Raw genomic sequence first — 19,654 nt, 5'->3', positions numbered from 1 at the left:
AATAGTAACTCTTACTATTATTCAAACAATAAACGGAAGTGCTAATAGAAATATAAACAACTTAAAAATTAATATTACCTAAATGCACCACGGGTTAAATATATAAAGAAATTTTACTTGGTTTTCTAAGACAAATAGAATTTTATACTTACACAGTTCTTGGTATATGGTAAAAAGGTCTGTCTACATGTAATTTATAGGTTATCAACCACTTGTTTCTATTCGAAATAAAATATTTTAGCATCCATGAGACACCTTTTAAAATAGACACTTGGTGGAATTATATTTGGTTAAGCTTCTGACATTGCTTCTCATAACGTGCTTGCGCTAAGACTGCGCTCGCTAATTACATAATACCGTTTGGTGCGTATGTTTATTTTCGGGTTATAAATCATAATTTCTCATTTTTACTTTTAATTATTTTTTGATTCTATTCCAATGACCTTATTTCTCTGTCGGGTGTCTTCTTGGTGCAGTTTTGCATTAAACTATATGGGGCGAAGTCACCTTCATATAGTTTACAAAATAAGCATTAGAAAGACCGATAGGAGAAATGCAGTCTTGATCTTTTGTTTCTTTTATATCAAGATAAAATGAAGGGAGCCTTGCCCTTCTGAACTTGCTACAGCATTTTTTTTATATTCTTTTGTAAAGGGGACAACTATATTATAAAATAGCGAAGTTAAAGGCTAAAGCAACAGAATATACCGTCTAAATAACTTGTTTTTACAAACATCTGTTATGGTTTTATAATATACTGCTTACAGTAAGAATACAAAATCTGATCATTTTAGTTGTCAAAAACCAAGAAACTATGTATCTATGTGGTTTAAAAATATTCTTATAAGAATGAAAAAGCTGTTTTTATACATTTTATGTATTGCCATATTTCAACCTATAAACGCACAAAAGCCCGAAACACTGACGTCTTCCGAGATTTATTTCAAAATGGAACAGTTAAACGTTTTGGCGAGTGCCTTATACATTGCGGCACATCCCGATGACGAAAATACCCATTTGATTACTTATTTAACGCATCACGAAAAGGCTTATACCGAATATTTGTCGTTGACGCGCGGCAATGGCGGACAAAATTTAATCAGTAATGAACTGGGGACCGATTTAGGTGTAATCAGAACGAACGAACTTTGGAACGCCCGAAAAATTGACGGAGGAAAACAGTTTTTTTCTACAGCAGACGATTTCGGTTTTTCGAAACATCCTCGTGAAGCTTTTGAAAAATGGAATAAAGCTTCGCTTTTAGAACAGATGGTTTACCTGATTCGCAAGGAACAGCCCGATGTTATCATCAATCGTTTTGACCACCGAACCGAAGGAACGACGCATGGACACCATACGGCTTCGGCGCAATTGTCTAAAGAAGCATTTGCTTTGGCACAGGATGATTCCTATAAAATTACATCTGATGAAAAACTGAATATCTGGAATCCCAAGCGTTTGTTTTTTAACGCTTCATGGTTTTTCTTTGGCAGTAAACAAGCGTTTGAAAAAGCTGATAAATCTAAATATATTCCGCTGAATATAGGTGTTTTTTATAATCAGTTGGGTAAAAATAATCAGGAAATTGCTTCGTTGAGCCGGAGCCAGCATCAGTCACAAGGGTTTGGCGATTTGTCTTCTCGTGGAGAGCAAATAGATTATGTTGAACTGATTGACGGAATGCCTCTTAGTTCATCCAATTTGTTTGAAGGGATTGACACCAGCTGGAATCGCATTGAAGGCGGGAAAAACATCGAACCGCTTGTTCAACAGCTGTTAGAAGAATATGATTTTAAAGATCCTGCAAAATCAATTGAGCAACTTACAAAAATTTATACTGAAATAGAAAAACTACCCGAAACGATCTGGAAAACCCGCAAGCAAAATGAAGTCAAAGAACTGATTAAAAACTGCGCCGGTTTGTTTTTGGATTTTACAACAGATGTACCTTGCTCGATTCCGAATACCCCTGTTGTGATTCAAGCGGAAATTGCAAACAGATCTTCTCACAATGTTATTTTAAAGGATGTTACTGTAAACAGTCAAAAAATAATGATAAACAAACCTTTGATGGATCAGGGAGTTTTTTATGGTGATTTTAATACCCGATTCACAAGAGATGATTTGACAGATTTTAAGTTTATTGATACATTTTACGATTTTAAAAATCAGTTTAATCAAAATAATGGAAATGAAATTGGTTTGGAAATCAACGGAATATATATATCATTTCCGGTACAAATCCAATATCATTATAAAGACGTTGCCAAAGGTGAAATCTATAAACCATTTAACGTTGTTCCCAAGGTTTCTGTTCAGTTTAAGCAATCAGTTTATATCAGTAATTCCAATCAAAATCTGGTGATTGACCTGATGCTTACTAATTATTCCAATGCAACAGTTAACGGCGAACTTTTGTTGTTGAATCAAGCTCAAAAAGAGGTTTACAAAACAGCTATCTCTTTAAAAAGAAATGAAAAAAACAAAGAAATATGCATTCAGAAAACTATTGCTGATGGGATTTATCAGGTACATTTTAAGGAAGTAGGAAACACATTTGCGAATGAAGTTAAATGGATTTCTTACGATCACATTCCGGAAACGTTTTATTTAAAACCGGCGCAAACTAAAATTGTAAATTTTGATAATTCCAAGCTGAAAAAGCAGCGTATCGGCTATATCATGGGTGCGGGTGATGAAATTCCACAAGTATTGGAAAATGTCGGATATCAGGTAGATTTCATCAATTTAGAAACTTTAAAGGACGGAGAACTCTCACAATATGAAACTATTATTGTCGGAATTCGAGCATTTAACACCGAAAAAGCTTTGGCAGAAAAAAAACGGTTTTTGTTTGATTATGCCCAAAACGGAGGAACGGTTATTGTACAATATCAAACAGATGCAAATTTGCAAACCGAAGGAATTGCACCATATTCTATCAAAATCGGCAAAACCAGGGTTACCGATGAAAATGCCGAGGTTCAGTTTGTTAATTCAGGCGCAGCGGTTTTAAATGAACCCTTTAAAATTACTTCTCAAAACTTTACAAATTGGGTTCATGAACAGGGTTTATATTATGCTGAGGAATTTGCTGATGAGTTTAAACCGGTTCTTTCGTCGCATGATTTTGATAAAAAAAATACAAACGGAGCTTTGATTATGGCTGCTTACGGAAAAGGATATTATGTTTATACTGGTTTGAGCTTTTTTAGACAATTGCCTGTAGGAAATATGGGTGCATTGGAGCTTTTTGTCAATTTAATTGAGTTGAAAAAATGAGTGGTTTTAAATACATAAAATGGCGAAAGAGTTATACTCTTGTCTTGCTGATCAATCTGCTTTATCTGGTTCTGTTTTATTTTTTAATGAACTTTTTCAAGTAATATGGAACTTTCAGACTGGATTATTTTATTGGGAACCCTTTTGTTCATTGTTCTTTACGGTACGTATAAAACCAAAGAAAGCAAAAATATAGAAGACTATATTCTGGCAAATCAATCTACCAATTGGTTTACCGTAGGTTTGTCGGTGATGGCAACTCAGGCAAGCGCAATTACGTTTTTGTCTACACCCGGACAGGCCTATCACGACGGAATGGGGTTTGTTCAGTTTTATTTCGGACTTCCGTTGGCAATGGTGGTGATTTGCATGGTTTTTATTCCTGTTTTTCATCGGTTGAAAGTGTATACGGCATATGAATTTTTAGAAAGCCGATTCGATTTAAAAACGCGGACACTGGCTTCGGTTATCTTTTTGATTCAAAGAAGTGTGGGGACAGGAATTACCATTTATGCGCCGGCAATTATCTTGTCTTCGATTCTGAATTGGGATTTGACTTATATTATTGTTTCTATTGGAGTTATCATTATTTTTTACACTTATTTTGGCGGAACAAAAGCGTTGAATATTACCCAAAAACAACAAGCTTTCGTTATCATGGCGGGAATGTTTTTAACGTTTTTCATTATTTTATTCCGATTGCCTCAGGAAGTAAATCTGGGAAATGTTTTTGAGGTTGCTCAAGTAAGCGGAAAAATGAATCTGTTAAATTTTTCAACCGATTTTAGCGAACGTTATACCGTTTGGAATGGATTAACAGCTGGTTTCTTCCTTATGCTGGCTTATTTCGGTACCGATCAGTCACAAGTGGGGCGTTATTTGTCGGGAAAGAGCATAAAAGAAACCCAAATGGGATTATTGATGAACGGAGTTTTAAAAGTTCCCATGCAGTTTTTTATCTTGTTAGTTGGGGTTATGGTGTTTATTTTCTTTCATTTTTATCAGGCTCCGTTGCATTTTAATCCTGTAAATACCGAAAAAGTTTTAAGCTCGGAATATAGGGAAGAGTATCGCAATTTAGAACTGGAACTGGAAGATTTACTCAATGAAAAAAACGAAGTGACGCAGGTTTATGCCGGGCAGTTAAACCAGGGAAATACTAACAATGTTTTAGAAGAAAAGCTGGTTTCGCTGAACGAAAGTGAAACGCAACTGAGAAATGAAGCCAAAGAAATTATTGCTAAAGTAGATGCAACAGCCGAATTAAATGACAAAGACTATGTATTTATCTATTTTATTTTGAACTATTTACCACACGGCGTAATTGGCTTTTTGCTTGCTGTCATTTTTTGTGCAGCAATGTCGGCTTCGGCTTCGGGATTATATGCAGTAGCTTCGAGTTCGGCAATTGATATTTATAAAACGTACAAACCCAATCAATCAGAAAAGCATTATCTGAAAGCAACCAAATACCTGGTGGTTTTTTGGGGAATCATTTGTATTTTAATGGCTTGCTTGATTACGTTGTTTGAAAACCTGATTCAGTTGGTAAACATTATCGGATCTATATTTTATGGTACCGTTTTAGGCATCTTTTTAATCGCGTTTTTCTTCAAATACTGCAAAGCAAAGGCAACCTTTTGGTCAGCTTTAATTACGCAAATCATTGTGATTTACGTTTACTCGTTGGAAGTTATAAGCTTTTTATGGCTGAATCCTTTGGGTGCTTTGCTGGCAATTATTCTGGCATTTGTATTTCAATATTTTATAAACAGGAAAAAGTCAGTTTAAACTGACTTTATATCTTTTGATCATCAAGTATATCTTAAATAAATACTTGCTTGAACTATATTTGTTGAGCTTCGGGTATGATTTCTCATAACGTTCCTGCGCTAAGACGACTCTGGCTAATTATATAATGGCGTTTGATGAGGATGTTTATTTTGGGTTTATAAATCATAATTTCTCGTTTTTACTTTAAAATGTTCTGTAATGCCTTTGATATTACCTCATTTCTCTGTCGAGTGTTTTCTTGGCTCCGTTTTGTATTAAATTATATGGGAGAAGCCGCTGTCATATATTTTGTAAAATAAATTTTAGAAATACCGATAAGAGAAATGCAGTCTTGATCTTTTATGTCAAGAGAACAGAAAATTGATATATGTTTTACTTCACTTTGTGTCTATTTTGATAGGAGTTTAGTGATTATTTGATTTTAAGCGATTTTTTTTAAAATCGTTGTATCAAGATAATATGAAGGGCAGTACACTGTCTATAGTTAGGTCATGCATATCAGAAAAGAGATTTCTATATTTCATCTGAATCGCAAAATGCGAAGCAGAATTTAGCTTGTTAGCATGGAAATAACCGTTGTTAATCTTTTGTTTTTAATCAAAAGATAACATATCCCTTATTTTCCTGATTTAAAAAGTTATGGTAACCCAACGGTAACCATTATATGATTAATACATAATTGTAAGGAAAAGTCTACAGGTAGAAGTGTTTTTACATTTGTCTGAAATTTAAAAACACAGATAAATGAGAGTAAAGTATGGGAAGCTTTTGATGTATGGCTTCAGTTTATTTTTTAGTTTTTCGGCATTGGCGTCTGATAAAAAGCAAAGAAAAACCGTTTTTGTAATAGTGGACGGAATTGCCTATGATATGTTGGCTAAAACAGCAACTCCTAATATAGATTATATCGCTGCAAAAGGAAGTCTTATACCTGCATATATCGGAGGTAAAAAAGACAGTTATTCTCAAACTCCCACTATATCTGCAGTAGGATACAACAGCTTGCTGACAGGTACCTGGGTTAATAAGCACAATGTATGGGATAATGGTATAGCTGACCCTAATTATAATTATCCGACTTTATTCCGTTTGATCAAGGATCAGAAACCGGAATTGAAAACGGCAGTTTTTTCGACTTGGGAAGATAACCGAACCAAGCTGATCGGAGAGGGGTTGACAGAGACTAATCAAATAAAAATGGACTATGCTTTTGACGGGTTGGAACTGGATGAGTTTAGATACCCGCATGACAACAATAGTGAGTATATAAAGGAAGTTGACAATGCGGTTGTGCACAGAGCATCGGAATATATTGCTAAATACGCTCCTGATTTGTCTTGGGTATATCTTCAATATACGGATGATATGGGGCACCGCTATGGAGATGGAAAAAAATTGTATGAAGGAATAACTTTTGAGGATGAACTGATAGGTAAGCTGTATAAAGCGATTGAATACAGAGAGAAAAACTTTGATGAAGAATGGCTGTTTGTAGTGACAACCGATCATGGACGTACAGAAACAGACGGAAAACACCATGGCGGACAAAGCGACAGAGAGCGAAGTGTTTGGATACTTTCCAATCAGGCTGAGTGGATAGCAAATACCAATAAATTTACTCCTTCTGTAGTTGATATTGCCCCGTCTATAGCCGATTTTATGAAATTGGATATACCGATTGAAACAAAAAGAGAATGGGATGGAAATTCTATGTTTGACAATGTAGAAGTAGAAGGGCTGACAGCAGAGGTAAAAGGCAGTAAATTGAATGTTTATTGGAATTATAATGCTTCTGTCGGCAGTAGATCTGCAGAGATTTGGTTAGCAACAACCAACCATGTAAAAAGCGGAGGCAAGGATGAATATATTTTGTTGGGGAAGGCGGATTTAAGTAAAGAAAAAGCTTCTTTTAAAGTAAAAAAATCTGAAACGGGATTTTATAAAATCTTTTTAAAATCTGAGGTGGGTAATTTAAATACTTGGATACTCTAAATTGAAACAAAATGAAAAATACAATTGTTTTTGTACTGGTACTTTTGTGCTATGGATTGGGATTTGCTCAGATTAAGAGAACCGGAGTAGTAAAGGATGCTGCCACAGGAGAACCGTTAATTGGTGTAACCATTACTTTGACAGGAACCACTTACGGAACCATGACTGATATAGACGGTGGGTTTGTGATAGAAGCAGAAGATGGTCAAATATTGGAATTAAGTTATATTGGTTACACAACTCAACAGTTAAAAATAGGAACACAAACCAATTTTGCAGTAAATATGCTGGAGACGAGCAGTGGTTTGGATGAAGTTGTGATCACTGCTTTGGGTATTAAAAAAGAAAAACAGGCTTTAGGATATGCCGTTCAGGACTTATCAGGCAAGGCGTTGGAAAAAGTAAAGGAAAGCAACGCAGTAAGTTCGCTAACCGGAAAAGTAGCAGGCTTGAACATAAAAAATTCAAGCGATCTGTTTCAAAATCCTGAAATAAGTCTACGCGGAGCTTCACCTTTAATCGTGATCGACGGAATACCCGACCGCACGGCAGATATCTGGAGAGTAAACTCGGATGACATTGAAAATATCAGCGTTTTAAAAGGAGCAACGGCTTCTGCTTTATACGGTTCGGTAGGTCGAAGCGGAGCAATTATGATTACAACCAAAAAAGGAAAAGAAGGAAAGTTGACGGTTTCATTTAATAATTCGACTATGTTTCAGACTTCTTTTTTGAGAAAACCGGAAAGACAGACTGTTTACGGCAATGGAAATCAGGGAGTTTATGCTTACATTGACGGAACTGGCGGGGGTACGGAAGGTGGAGGATGGATTTGGGGACCGCGATTAGATCAGAAAGATCCGAGTACAGCAAGCGGTTATTTTGAAACCCCTCAATACAATAGCGAGATTGATCCCGCAACGGGCAAACTGATTCCGCTGCCTTTTATTTCAAGAGGAAAAAATAATGTTGAAAACTTTTTCAGAACAGGAGTCATCCAAGCCAATAATGTTGCTGTTGACTGGGGGAACGATAAGGCAAGCTATCGGGTATCCATATCAAATCAATATCAAAAGGGAATTGTGCCAAATACAGATTTAAATAATACTTCTTTTTCAATCGGAGGGCAGCTGACCCCGACTGATAAATTGAGAATTTCTGCAAACTATACTTACAACAAGCAGTTTACAGATAACTTTCCGGAGGTAGGTTATGGTCCGACAAATTATTTGTACAATCTGCTACTTTGGACGGGAACAGATGTGGATATCCGAGATTTAAAAAACTACTGGATGCCGGGGAAAGAAGGAGTACAGCAAAGACATTACAATATATCATATTATAACAACCCTTATTTTCAGGCATTTGAATATATGAGAGGATATGATAAAAATAACTCCTTTGGGAATTATAACTTAGAATACGAGTTTTACGATGGTATTAGTTTTAAATCTACAGGAGGAATAAACTATTACGGGTTGAACAGAACCTATAAAGAACCGAAGAGTTATATTGGTTACGGCGATAAGTCAAGAGGTAATTATACGGTGATGAATGAGAATTTTTTTGATATTACTACCGATTTTGGAATTAAAGTAAACAAGGAGTTAACTGATTTGCTTCAATTGTCCGGAGAAGTGGCCTATTCGCGTTACCGAAGAAACTGGAATAAACTAACCAGTGCAACAGACGGATTAAATATTCCGGGATTTTACAATCTGGACAATAATGCAGGCCCCTCTATTATCTCTTCTAACCGGGAAGAAAAAGAAGGAATAAACAGCTTTTACGGATTTGTGGATTTGTCGTATGACAGCACTTATTATTTGTCTCTGACAGCGAGAAACGACAAGGTTTCCACTTTACCAAAAGGCAATAATTCATTTTTCTATCCTTCAATCGCGTCTTCTGTTGTTATTTCCAATCTTGTTCGAATGCCACAGTGGATTGATTTTGCAAAGGTAAGAGGATCATGGGCGCGTGTTTCTGAAGGCAGAATAGGTGAAAATCCATATAGCCATATTCAAGGCTATGAAAAAGGGATTACATGGGATGGTGTGCCTTCTGCCTATTTTGGAAATTCTCTGCTTTCTTCGGATTTAAAACCTGAAACTTCCGATACATGGGAAGTGGGGGCGTATGTACGTTTTTTTAAAAACCGACTGGGGATTGACCTTACTTACTATCAGACGAATGACTTTAATAACCTGATTTATATGCCGGTGTCTTCTGCTACAGGATATGAGAATACACTAGTGAACGGAGACCGTTTTAAACGGAAAGGATTTGAATTGGTATTGGACTTTACCCCTGTGCGCAATGAGGTATGGGAATGGGTATCTACCGTTAATATGAGTAAATACAACAAATATCTTACAGAATTATCTAACGATCGTACACAAACGGATAAGTATATTAAAGAGGGAGAGCGTACAGACGGGATTTACATTTCTCAATACCAGACCGATGGGCAAGGGAATATTGTTTTTGAAAACGGTTATCCGGTAGTTGATCCATACAGTCGTTTTATTGGATATGAAGATCCAGACTGGACTTTTGGATGGACTAATACAATAAATTATAAAGATTTCTCGCTTAGCTTTACATTAGACGGCAGGATAGGAGGCGTAATGTTTTCTCAAACCAATCAAAAAATGTGGTGGGGAGGAGTTGATCCGGGTACAGTAAATCAATACAGAGATGATGCCAATGAAGGAAAGGCCACTTACATAGCCAGTGGAGTAAAAGTAGTATCGGGAGAATTGCGCTACGACAGTAATGGAAATATTGTTTTTGATAATCGTGTTTTTGCACCGAATGATGTACCTGTAAACTACAATTCATATATGCAGACAACAAGTAATAATTCAGAGAAAAATTATCATTATTACAAACAAGATTTTATTAAACTGAGAGATATAGCCTTGACTTATCAGTTAAAACCTTCTGTGTTGTCCAGGACGCCTTTTAGCAGTTTAAGCGTTTCTTTGATAGGAAGTAATTTGTGGATGGCTTCCAAAATTAAAAACGTTGATCCGGATTCTGGAAAAGATGCTTTACAAACACCTACTATGAAAAGTATAGGTTTTAATATTAATGCTAAGTTTTAATTATGAAAAAAATAGTTTTTAATCTAAGTTGTTTATTTATCATTTTGTTGTCAGGTTGCGAAAGCATAGACACTTTACAGGACGATCCTAATAGAGTAGCAAGTGTTACCCCTGATCTGCTGCTGACTGATATAGAAATTGAAGCTGTTAAAAATATCGGAACGGGAGCGGGGTTGGCAAGCAGGCAGTTAACGAATACGGACGGAGTGAGTAATGAGCAATATTATAACTGGCAGAGATCTTCCTTTGACAATTATCACAAGCTAAAGCAGGTTCAAAAGATGGAAGAGGAAGCCGATCGCTATGAGGAAGAAGTATATAAAAGCCTTGCTAAGTTTTTTTACTCATATTATATTGTCGAAACTACTTTGGTTTTTGGAGACGTACCTTATAGTGAAGCTCTAAAAATAGGAGAAGGCATACAGAAGCCTAAATACGATACCCAAAAAGATATTTTTTTAAGAGTATTGGAAGATTTGGCTCAGGCTAATGAACTGTTGGCAGAAAGCGACGGAGTAATAAAAGGAGACGTAATTTATCGGGGAGATAAATTGAAGTGGAGAAAATTAATTAACTCATACACATTAAAAGTTTTGATGGATTTGTCTAACAAAGTTGGCGATTCCGACCTAAAAATAAAAGAACGCTTTCAAACTCTTATAAGCAATCCTGCTCAGTATCCTGTTTTTGAAAATTTAGAAGATTCTGCATTTTTAGAATTTGTTGACAGCAAGGGCAACCAATATCCTTATTTTAATAATAATGCTTTGCAAACAGCTTATTACATGGAAGAAAGCTTTGTAGATAAACTTGTTTTATTAAAAGATACGCGTTTATTCAGGTTTGCTGCGATGAAAAATAAAAGAGAAGATGAGGAGCTTACTAACTTTAAAAACTATGGTGGATTAAAGGGAAGCAATTCAATGAATGAAAATTCTCAAAAAGCAGTTGATGGAGAAGCCTCAAGAGTGAATGCCCGATATTATACTGATCCTGTCAATGAACCCGGCGTATTGCTAAGTTATTGGTCTTTACAGTTTAATTTGGCTGAAGCGGCTGAAAGAGGATGGATTAGCGGTTCTGCAGAAACCTATTATAATCAGGGAATAGAAAGCTCTTTTAAATTTCTGAAAGTGGATATGCCTGCTGATTATCTGAGTCAGGATGTTGTGAAATTAAATGCAACTGATAATCTGGAACGTATTATGACCCAAAAACACATTGCCAGTTTTATGAACAGCGGATGGCAATCTTTTTATGATAACCGCCGGACGGGATTTCCAAAATTTAATGTGGATGGAAGCGGAATACTAAATCAGGGACGTATTCCTAAACGATGGATGTATCCGGCTGCTGAAACTGTAAATAATAATAAAAATCTGTCTGATGCTGTCAATCGGCAGTTTGAAGGGGGAGACACTATCAACAGTGTAATGTGGCTATTAAAACCATGAGTTGTTTTATTTTTAATAACCAAAACCGTTTGTTTTTGAGCAGTTTTGGCATTTGAACTCTGTTCAAATAAAATGTAAAACCTCTTTAGAATATTTTTTAAAGAGGTTTACTTTTTTATATATATTTAATGTTGTTATTTATATAAACAATAACATTATCCTTTGTATTCTCCAATCAATATAACCGGTTTTATGGTAATCCCTTTTTCAGAATCTTCAATAGCCTGATTTATATCTTCAAACTTATAAGTTTTAATCAACTTGTCAAAAGGAAATTGTCCGTTCATATACATATTAACCAGTCTCGGAATAAATTCATTGGGAACGCTATCTCCCTCGACAATGCCAATTAATTGTTTCCCTGTTGCCACAAAGCTGTTCATTTCAATATCAAGAGGTTTTTTGGCAACTCCCAGTATTCCCATTTTTCCATGCGAGCGCAAGGCATTTATAGAATCGAGAATAACAGGTGAAATTCCTGTTGTATCTAAACCGCAATCAAAGCCTTTTGGTTCAATCTCTTTTAGTTTCTCTGCAACATTCTCTTTTATACTGTTTATTATGTGCGTTGCTCCAAGTTCTTTGGCAAATTTAAGTCTTTCCTCATTTATGTCCACAACTACAATTTTTCCGGCAGAAATAGCTTTGGCAGCAAGAACTCCGGCTAAACCTACCGCTCCTCCACCAGATATCACGATCGATTGTCCGGCCTTTACATCCAGCGAGTTCAATACTGCTCCCGAGCCGGTTTGTATCCCGCAACCAAGCGGACCTAAATATTCTATTGGTGCATCTTTACGCACTTTTATTACATTATTTTTATGGGCAAGAGCATAAGTAGCAAAAGACGACTGCGAAAAAAAGTTATCCTGTACCACTTCTCCGTGTATATGATGGCTATGCGAACCGTCTAATCTGGCACCGCCAAAGTTAAGTGCACCAAAGTTTTCACAATAGGCAGGTATTCCCGTTTGGCAATTGCTACAGCCTCCGCAAAATCCAAAAGTTAAAACAACATGATCTCCCTTTTTTATGTTACTTACATTTTCGCCTACTTTTTCAACAATCCCTGCGCCTTCATGTCCCAAAACCATTGGAAAAGAAAGCGGACCTGTCAGTAAATCTCTTGCCGCCATATCCGTATGACAAGTTCCGGTTGCTATAATTTTTATAAGAACCTCATCATTTTTAGGTTCATCTAAGTTCATTTTGACCAATTCAAAATCTCCTCCTTTTTCTTTTACTATTGCTGCTGTTATTTCCATTATACTAGATTTAAATATTTATAATTTGATTATTTTTTATGAATTTATATTCAAATTTAATCATTTATTTTGAAAAATGTTTTGTTATGAGTGCTTTTTTTGAGAGTTAATTCTAAATAAAAATAACTGAACAAACTTCTAATAAACGTAAAATAAACTTGCGCAGGTTTTTTATTCAACCTAATTTTTTACTGATATATATCATAGATTAAGCAGAAAAAAAATACAAACTTCGCTCGTTAATCATTTTTTAATTATTTGCGTATGTCTATATTCCATCCACATACTTTTCACATTCCCGTGATGGGTTTGTCTTATACAATTGACAGCCCGATTCGGATTGCTCATTTAGGAATTTCATCAGTAGTTTCTATCACAGATGATGAACTCACGGAACGTATGCGCGCTTTTTATTGTAAAAAATTCCTGCTTCCATATCGGGAAATTACAAAAAAATGTTCCGATTACCGTGCTGAACGCATCAAAGCCTATCTCAATCTGATGAATGAAGTGGTAACACAAAAATTCCAGCAGTTTAAGGAAGAACTCTCAGAAAACAAGCAGGCTTTAAATCAGTATATTTCACTGCTTCCCGATACTTCTGAATTGAAGAATGGTTTGCAAAAGCTTATTGGGGAAGGCTTGCATATGAAAGAACAGGTAAAAAAATATCTTGCAGACCATTTTATTCCCGGAACCATTGATGTCAATATTATGACCAAAGTTGATAAGGAAAATTATGAAAAAGGGAAGCAACTTCCGATAACGTTTAATGATGCACACGCGTCGCTTCGCGGTTTTGCAGAAAGCAATCTGAATTCTTCTGTGGTACTTTCCGCAGGAATGAATCCGAGACTGTACAGCTATTTTGAACAATTTCCGGCATTTTATCCGGATGCAGACGGACATCTTCAAAAGAAAATAATCCTGAAAGTAAGCGATTTTCGTTCGGCGATGATTCAAGGGAACTTTCTGGCAAAAAAAGGACTTTGGGTTTCAGAATACCGTATAGAATCGGGATTAAATTGCGGCGGACACGCTTTTGCGACTGATGGCTTTTTGTTCGGACCTATTTTGGAAGAATTTAAAGCCAAAAAAGAACAGTTGGTACAATCTGCTCACGAATTGATGATAAAAGCGTTAGAAACTAAAAATCTGCCGGTACCGCAACAGCCTTTAGCTTTGAAAATAACAGCACAAGGCGGGGTGGGCACGGCTGAGGAGCACAGCTTTTTGTTGAATCACTACCAGATTGATTCCGTAGGTTGGGGATCGCCCTTTTTATTGGTGCCCGAAGCGACTTCCGTTGATGAGGAAACCCGTACTTTACTGGCAAAAGCGGAAGAAGACGATTTTTATCTGAGCAATATCTCGCCTTTAGGTGTTCCGTTTAATACCGTCAAAGGAATGAGCAACGATTTATGGAAACAAAAACGCATTAAAGACAATAAAGCAGGCAGTTCGTGTCCCAAAAAGTTTTTGGCACTCAACAAAGAATACGACGCGGAGGGAATGTGCACGGCATCTAAAAAATATCAGGATATTAAGCTGGCCGAATTAGAACAGCAAAAGAAGACACTTTCTGAAAAAGCCATCGAGCAGAAAAAAGCCGAGATATTTGAAAAAGCCTGTCTGTGCGTAGGTTTGGCAAACGCTTCATATCTTGAAAATGGGATGGAAATCAAAGGACAGCAGCAAGGTGTAGTCATTTGTCCGGGACCGAATTTAGCGTATTTTGACAAAATCATTTCTTTAGCGGATATGGTGAAACATATTTACGGTAAAAACAACATTATTGCTGATAATAACCGACCAAATATGTTTATAAAAGAATTGCAAATGTATGTAGAGCATTTAAAAAAAGGTATCGCAGAATCGGGAGAAGCAATGACCGCCATTCAAACCAAAAAGTGGACAGGATTTAAAGACAATTTGCAGAAGGGAATTGACTATTACAAAGAACTGTTTGCGCAAACCCACTTTTTTACTGGGGAAAAAGAGCAGCTTCAACGGCAATTGGAAATGTACAGTTTACAGCTCAACGAAGTGAAACTATGAATATATTGAAATTATGGAAGGGCTGAAACAAAAAATAACTGCACTTAAAAAAGAAAAAAACGCTGTGATTTTGGCGCATTACTACCAAGAACCCGAAATACAGGAAGTTGCGGATTTTGTAGGCGACAGTCTGGGATTGTCTCAGGAAGCCGAAAAAACAGATGCGGACATTATTTTGTTTGCCGGAGTGCACTTTATGGCAGAAACGGCAAAGCTTTTAAATCCGTTAAAAAAAGTCATCTTACCGGATTTAAATGCCGGTTGTTCACTCGCAGATTCCTGTCTGCCTGGCGCTTTTAAAACATTTACGGCAGCTCATCCCGATCATATTGTGATTACGTATGTCAATTGTTCGGCAGAAATCAAAGCAATGAGCGATTTGGTTTGTACATCTTCCAATGCTGAAAAAATTGTCAATTCTGTACCTGAATATGTTCCGATCATTTTTGCACCGGATAAAAATCTCGGAAATTACATCAACAGCAAAACCGGCAGGAAAATGGTTTTGTGGGATGGAAGCTGTGTTGTACACGAAGCGTTTTCGATGGATAAATTAATCGCTTTATATAAACAACATCCTGATGCGGCCATTATTGCGCATCCCGAATCCGAAGCACATATTTTGAAAACGGCAGGTTATATCGGTTCTACTGCCGGAATGATCAATTATGTTAAGCAAAGCACCAAACAAAAATTTATCGTAGCGACCGAAGCCGGAATTTTATTTAAAATGCAGCAGGAAGTTCCTGATAAAATATTGATTCCAGCGCCATCCGTTGAAGATAATACCTGTGCTTGTAGTGAATGTGCTTATATGAAGCTTAATACGTTGCAGAAAGTGTACGACTGTCTGGTCAAGGAATCTCCAGAAATCACGGTTTCGGAAGAAGTGGCGAAAAAGGCATTGATTCCTATTAAACGAATGCTTGAGCTGTCAAAATAAGATTATGAAAGCCGATTATCTGATTATAGGATCGGGCATTGCCGGACTCACGATCGCCATAAAGTTGGCGGAACAATTTCCAGACAGGAAAATTATTATCGTCACTAAATCCAGTAAAGAAGAATCCAATACGCAGTATGCACAAGGTGGGATTGCGGTGGTAATGGATGAAATCAACGATAATTTTGAAAAGCACATCGCAGATACCTTGATTTGCGGTGACGGATTGTGCGATAAGGAAGTTGTTGAAATAGTCGTTACCGAAGGACCTGAACGGTTACAGGAGCTTATAGATTGGGGGGTGCAGTTTGACCGAACGGAAACCGGAAGGTTAGATCTGGTAAAAGAAGGCGGACATTCGGATTACCGGGTAGTGCACCACAAAGACGAGACCGGAAAAGAAATTGAGCGTGCAGTTTTAGCAAAAGCACAGCAAAATGACAACATTGAATTTCTGGATTATCATTTTGCAGTTGATTTGCTTGTTGCAGACAATCGCTGTAACGGAGCTGTTGTCTTAGATGAAAAGAGCGGTCAGCAGTTTTTGATTTATGCAGACTTTACTGTTTTGGCAACTGGCGGAATCGGTCAGCTTTACCAGCATACAACCAATTCTGTAATTGCCACCGGCGACGGAATTGCGATGGCGATTCGGGCAAATGCTGAGGTAGATGATATGGAGTTTGTTCAGTTTCATCCTACGGCATTGTATGCAAAATCGGAACACACTTTTTTGATATCCGAAGCAGTAAGAGGTTTTGGTGCACATTTAAAAACAAAAAACGGACACCGGTTTATGTTTGGTTATGATTTGCGCGGCGAGTTGGCATCGCGAGATATTGTTTCAAGAAGCATTGAAACCGAACTGAAAAAATCGGGAGAAGCATGTGTTTATTTAGATTGCACTCATTTGGAAATAAATGCTTTTCAAAAACATTTTCCGGCAATTACACAATATTGCTGGAAACAAGGTATTGATGTGGTCAAAGACTGGATTCCCGTTTTTCCTACACAACATTATTTATGTGGCGGAATCACGGTAAATAGTTTCGGACAAACTTCGGTTGAAAATTTATTTGCCTGCGGAGAATGTTCCCGAACCGGATTGCATGGAGCTAATAGACTAGCTTCTAATTCGCTGTTGGAAGCGGTGGTTTATGCCCATCGAATTTTTCTCTTTTTGAAGAATAAAGAAATTGTTTCAGCCAATGTTGTGTTTACATTGGAAGACAAGCTTAATAAACCACAAGTATCTGAAGAGTTTATCCGTGACAGAGATTCGATGTTAAGAAATCTTATTCAGCAAAATGTTGGTATTGTACGAAACAATGAAGATTTAGAAAAGAAGAAACAACAATTACTAATTTGGCAGGAAGAGTTTCAAAGTATCACCCAAAATTACAAGCTTTCTAAAGAACTTGGGGAATTGAGAAACAAGATAACGGTTGCTTTTTCTATGGTGGTTTCGTCTTTGAAAAGAACTGAAAACAGAGGTTGCTTTTATTGTGATAGATAGTAATTTATCATCTTAAAAAAGTTTGAATAATGGCGTATAAACTACATTTGAATAAAGTTTAATAGCTCTAAAATTCTAAAAGCAAGGCAAACAACTTTTTTGCCTGCCTTGTAGAATATAAATTGATGTTTGTTATCTTGTAGTATAACCGCCGTTTGCAAAGATAGTTTGTCCCGTAATCCACCAGCCTTCAGTTATTAAAAACTCTACCAATGGAGCAATATCTTTAATATCAGTTAAGCCTCCTAAGTCAGAAGCTTGCTTGTGGTAAGCTACTGCCTCTTCACTTTCTTGTCCATAAAAGAAAGGGGTGTCCATAGGGCCCGGAGCAACTGCCGTTACGGAAATTCCACGAGAACCAAATTCTTTAGAAGCTGCTCTGGTGAAATGTTCAACAGGTGCTTTTGCTCCGGCATAAGTAGAATAGTATCCTGTAAATGCTGCTAATAATGAAGTTACAATAGTACTTATTTTTCCATTGTCGTTTAATTTTTTGCCTGCTTCTTGAATAAAAAAATATGCTACTTTGGCGTTGATGTCGCTCATGCTGTCATATTCTTCTTCTGTTGTTTCTGTAAAAGATTTTTTTAATACTTTACCAACCGTATTGATTGCAATATCAATACCTCCAAATTTTTTTATGGCGACATCAAACAGTTTAGAAATGTTTTTTACATCTGTTAAATCTGCCTGAAATAAAATTGCTTCTCCTCCCACATTAGTAATGTCTGCTAATGTTTTTTCGGCTTCAGTTTTTGTACTGTCACTATTGTAATGGATAACAACTTTAGCTCCTTTTGCTGCTAAATTACGACTTAATAAACCTCCTAAATTTTTTGCGCCACCTGCAATCAGGACTACTTTTCCTTTTAAATCATTTCTTGCCATTTTATTTTATTTTTAATGTTATATAATTTATAAAACAAAGATGGTGAAGAGATTACTATAATTTATGGTGAACTTTTCGGAACTTTTATTTATTGGTTTCTTTTCTGAATTGTCCCGGTGTTTGTCCTACAAATTTTTTGAAGAATTTTGAAAAATTAGAGGGATCATAGGTTAATATTCTTGCAATTTCTGAAACAGATTTATCTGTTTCCAAAAGCATTCTTTTGGCGTGGTCTATTATCTTTAAATCATAAAAATGGCAAGGATGATTTCCTGTCTCTTTTTGTATAGTATCGGTTAAATGCTGATGTGATAAAAAAAGTTTCTTAGCAATTTCGTTAATTTCCATAAAATCAGTAACGTTACCAGAAACGATATCGGCAATGTGGTTATCTAAAAACTTGAAATAGCTTTCAGTAATTTGTTTACTTCTTTTTATAATGTCTTTGCCTGTATCATTCATCCTTTTTAAATTTAAAAAACTATGGTAAAAATGCGGAGTTCTAAAAAGTTATTTATGGTGAACTTTTCAGTTTTTTTCATTTACGATTAAATTCTCATAATCCCAAAAACTTATTTTTCCCTCATTGTGAGACCTGATTATTCATATAGCCTTATAGCTCCAGTATTTGTTTCTGTTACTTGTAAAAAAGGCAGATTTTTATTCCAAAATTTATTTATGATGATTAAAAATACTCAAAATTGGATGAATCTATTGTTTTTCGGTAAAAATAATTAAAGCTTATGAATGATAAAGAAGTTAAGAAGTATCTCACATATTGTTGAGAGCCTTAGTAAGGTATTATATATAAAAACATATTAGCTTTGTTTTATATAGTAGTTAAATAACAACTATGATATTAGTTATTCTGTTTTTTTCTGTTCTAAATTTTTTTCTATAAATTTACTTTTCCTCAATTGCAATGTTTGTTTTGGTATTAATAAGTACTAAAACATAATTAAAGGATTTTAAATTCGACAGAATTATGGCAGATAGTAAATTAAAACACGAACAGATACAGTATATCGAATTTCTTTCGAAAGATATTACCCGTGCTAAAGAATTTTACACCCAATGTTTTGATTGGAAATTTACAGATTACGGACCCGAATATACTTCTTTTACCGGAGATTATGTAGACGGAGGTTTTACGTATGGAGATCCTGTTAACGGGACTGTTTTAGTTGTTTTATATTCAGAAGATATCGAAGCAACTAAAAATAAAGTGATAAATTCAGGCGGTACTATTGTAAAGGATATTTTTGATTTTCCGGGAGGCAAACGCTTTCAGTTTACAGATTTAGACGGATATGAGCTTGCTGTCTGGTCTCTGTAAAACAAAATAACTAAA

12 protein-coding genes are annotated in these 19,654 nt (G+C 36.0%); 9 read left to right on the top strand and 3 right to left on the bottom strand.

Features of this window, described 5'->3' with window-relative positions; all coding sequences use genetic code 11:
• Positions 1 to 849: 849 nt before the first annotated feature.
• From C8P70_RS03980 to C8P70_RS03960, 5 genes are all read left to right on the top strand, one after another.
• The gene (locus tag C8P70_RS03980) at positions 850 to 3,282 is read left to right on the top strand and encodes a PIG-L family deacetylase (RefSeq protein ID WP_166666170.1); all 2,433 of its coding nucleotides are present in this window, start codon (positions 850 to 852) and stop codon (positions 3,280 to 3,282) included.
• Positions 3,283 to 3,387: 105 nt separating this feature from the next.
• On the top strand, positions 3,388 to 5,073 hold the full coding sequence (locus C8P70_RS03975) for a sodium:solute symporter (protein ID WP_133712042.1): 1,686 nt from the start codon (positions 3,388 to 3,390) through the stop codon (positions 5,071 to 5,073).
• A 747-nt stretch (positions 5,074 to 5,820) separates the two neighbouring features.
• On the top strand, positions 5,821 to 7,068 hold the full coding sequence (locus C8P70_RS03970) for an alkaline phosphatase family protein (RefSeq protein WP_243832658.1): 1,248 nt from the start codon (positions 5,821 to 5,823) through the stop codon (positions 7,066 to 7,068).
• Between the two features lie 11 nt (positions 7,069 to 7,079).
• Positions 7,080 to 10,178 carry a SusC/RagA family TonB-linked outer membrane protein gene (locus tag C8P70_RS03965; protein WP_133712041.1) on the top strand — a complete coding sequence of 1,033 codons (3,099 nt, stop codon included), beginning with the start codon at positions 7,080 to 7,082 and terminating at the stop codon, positions 10,176 to 10,178.
• A gap of 2 nt (positions 10,179 to 10,180) precedes the next feature.
• Positions 10,181 to 11,632, top strand: coding sequence for a SusD/RagB family nutrient-binding outer membrane lipoprotein (locus C8P70_RS03960; RefSeq protein ID WP_133712040.1), 1,452 nt, complete (start codon positions 10,181 to 10,183; stop codon positions 11,630 to 11,632).
• 155 nt (positions 11,633 to 11,787) lie between these two features.
• Here the strand turns inward: C8P70_RS03960 and C8P70_RS03955 are convergent, their stop codons facing one another.
• Positions 11,788 to 12,897 (bottom strand): NAD(P)-dependent alcohol dehydrogenase, encoded by a 1,110-nt coding sequence (locus tag C8P70_RS03955; protein WP_133712039.1) that lies wholly within the window; start codon positions 12,895 to 12,897, stop codon positions 11,788 to 11,790.
• Between the two features lie 264 nt (positions 12,898 to 13,161).
• On the opposite strand from C8P70_RS03955, the gene C8P70_RS03950 reads away from it, so the two are divergent.
• Genes C8P70_RS03950 through nadB form a run of 3 tightly spaced genes read left to right on the top strand, consistent with a single transcriptional unit; the run spans position 13,162 to position 17,414 of the window.
• On the top strand, positions 13,162 to 14,955 hold the full coding sequence (locus C8P70_RS03950) for a hypothetical protein (protein ID WP_243832657.1): 1,794 nt from the start codon (positions 13,162 to 13,164) through the stop codon (positions 14,953 to 14,955).
• Between the two features lie 13 nt (positions 14,956 to 14,968).
• Positions 14,969 to 15,898 carry a quinolinate synthase NadA gene (gene nadA / locus C8P70_RS03945; protein WP_133712038.1) on the top strand — a complete coding sequence of 310 codons (930 nt, stop codon included), beginning with the start codon at positions 14,969 to 14,971 and terminating at the stop codon, positions 15,896 to 15,898.
• Between the two features lie 4 nt (positions 15,899 to 15,902).
• Positions 15,903 to 17,414: an L-aspartate oxidase gene (gene nadB / locus C8P70_RS03940; RefSeq protein WP_133712037.1), complete on the top strand. Its 1,512-nt coding sequence runs from the start codon at positions 15,903 to 15,905 to the stop codon at positions 17,412 to 17,414.
• A 132-nt stretch (positions 17,415 to 17,546) separates the two neighbouring features.
• On the opposite strand, the gene C8P70_RS03935 is transcribed toward nadB, so the two are convergent.
• Both C8P70_RS03935 and C8P70_RS03930 read right to left on the bottom strand, forming a co-directional pair.
• Positions 17,547 to 18,302, bottom strand: coding sequence for an SDR family oxidoreductase (locus C8P70_RS03935; RefSeq protein ID WP_133712036.1), 756 nt, complete (start codon positions 18,300 to 18,302; stop codon positions 17,547 to 17,549).
• 85 nt (positions 18,303 to 18,387) lie between these two features.
• Entirely contained in the window at positions 18,388 to 18,765 is a 378-nt protein-coding gene (locus tag C8P70_RS03930; protein ID WP_133712035.1) for a helix-turn-helix domain-containing protein, read from the bottom strand.
• A 523-nt stretch (positions 18,766 to 19,288) separates the two neighbouring features.
• On the opposite strand from C8P70_RS03930, the gene C8P70_RS03925 reads away from it, so the two are divergent.
• Complete coding sequence (locus tag C8P70_RS03925; protein WP_133712034.1) at positions 19,289 to 19,639, top strand: VOC family protein; 351 nt, start codon at positions 19,289 to 19,291, stop codon at positions 19,637 to 19,639.
• The last annotated feature ends 15 nt before the right edge of the window (positions 19,640 to 19,654 follow it).

The sequence above is a fragment of the Myroides indicus genome, from assembly GCF_004364575.1.
Lineage (GTDB): Bacteria > Bacteroidota > Bacteroidia > Flavobacteriales > Flavobacteriaceae > Flavobacterium > Flavobacterium indicum_A.
This window is presented reverse-complemented; position numbering and strand designations above follow the sequence as displayed.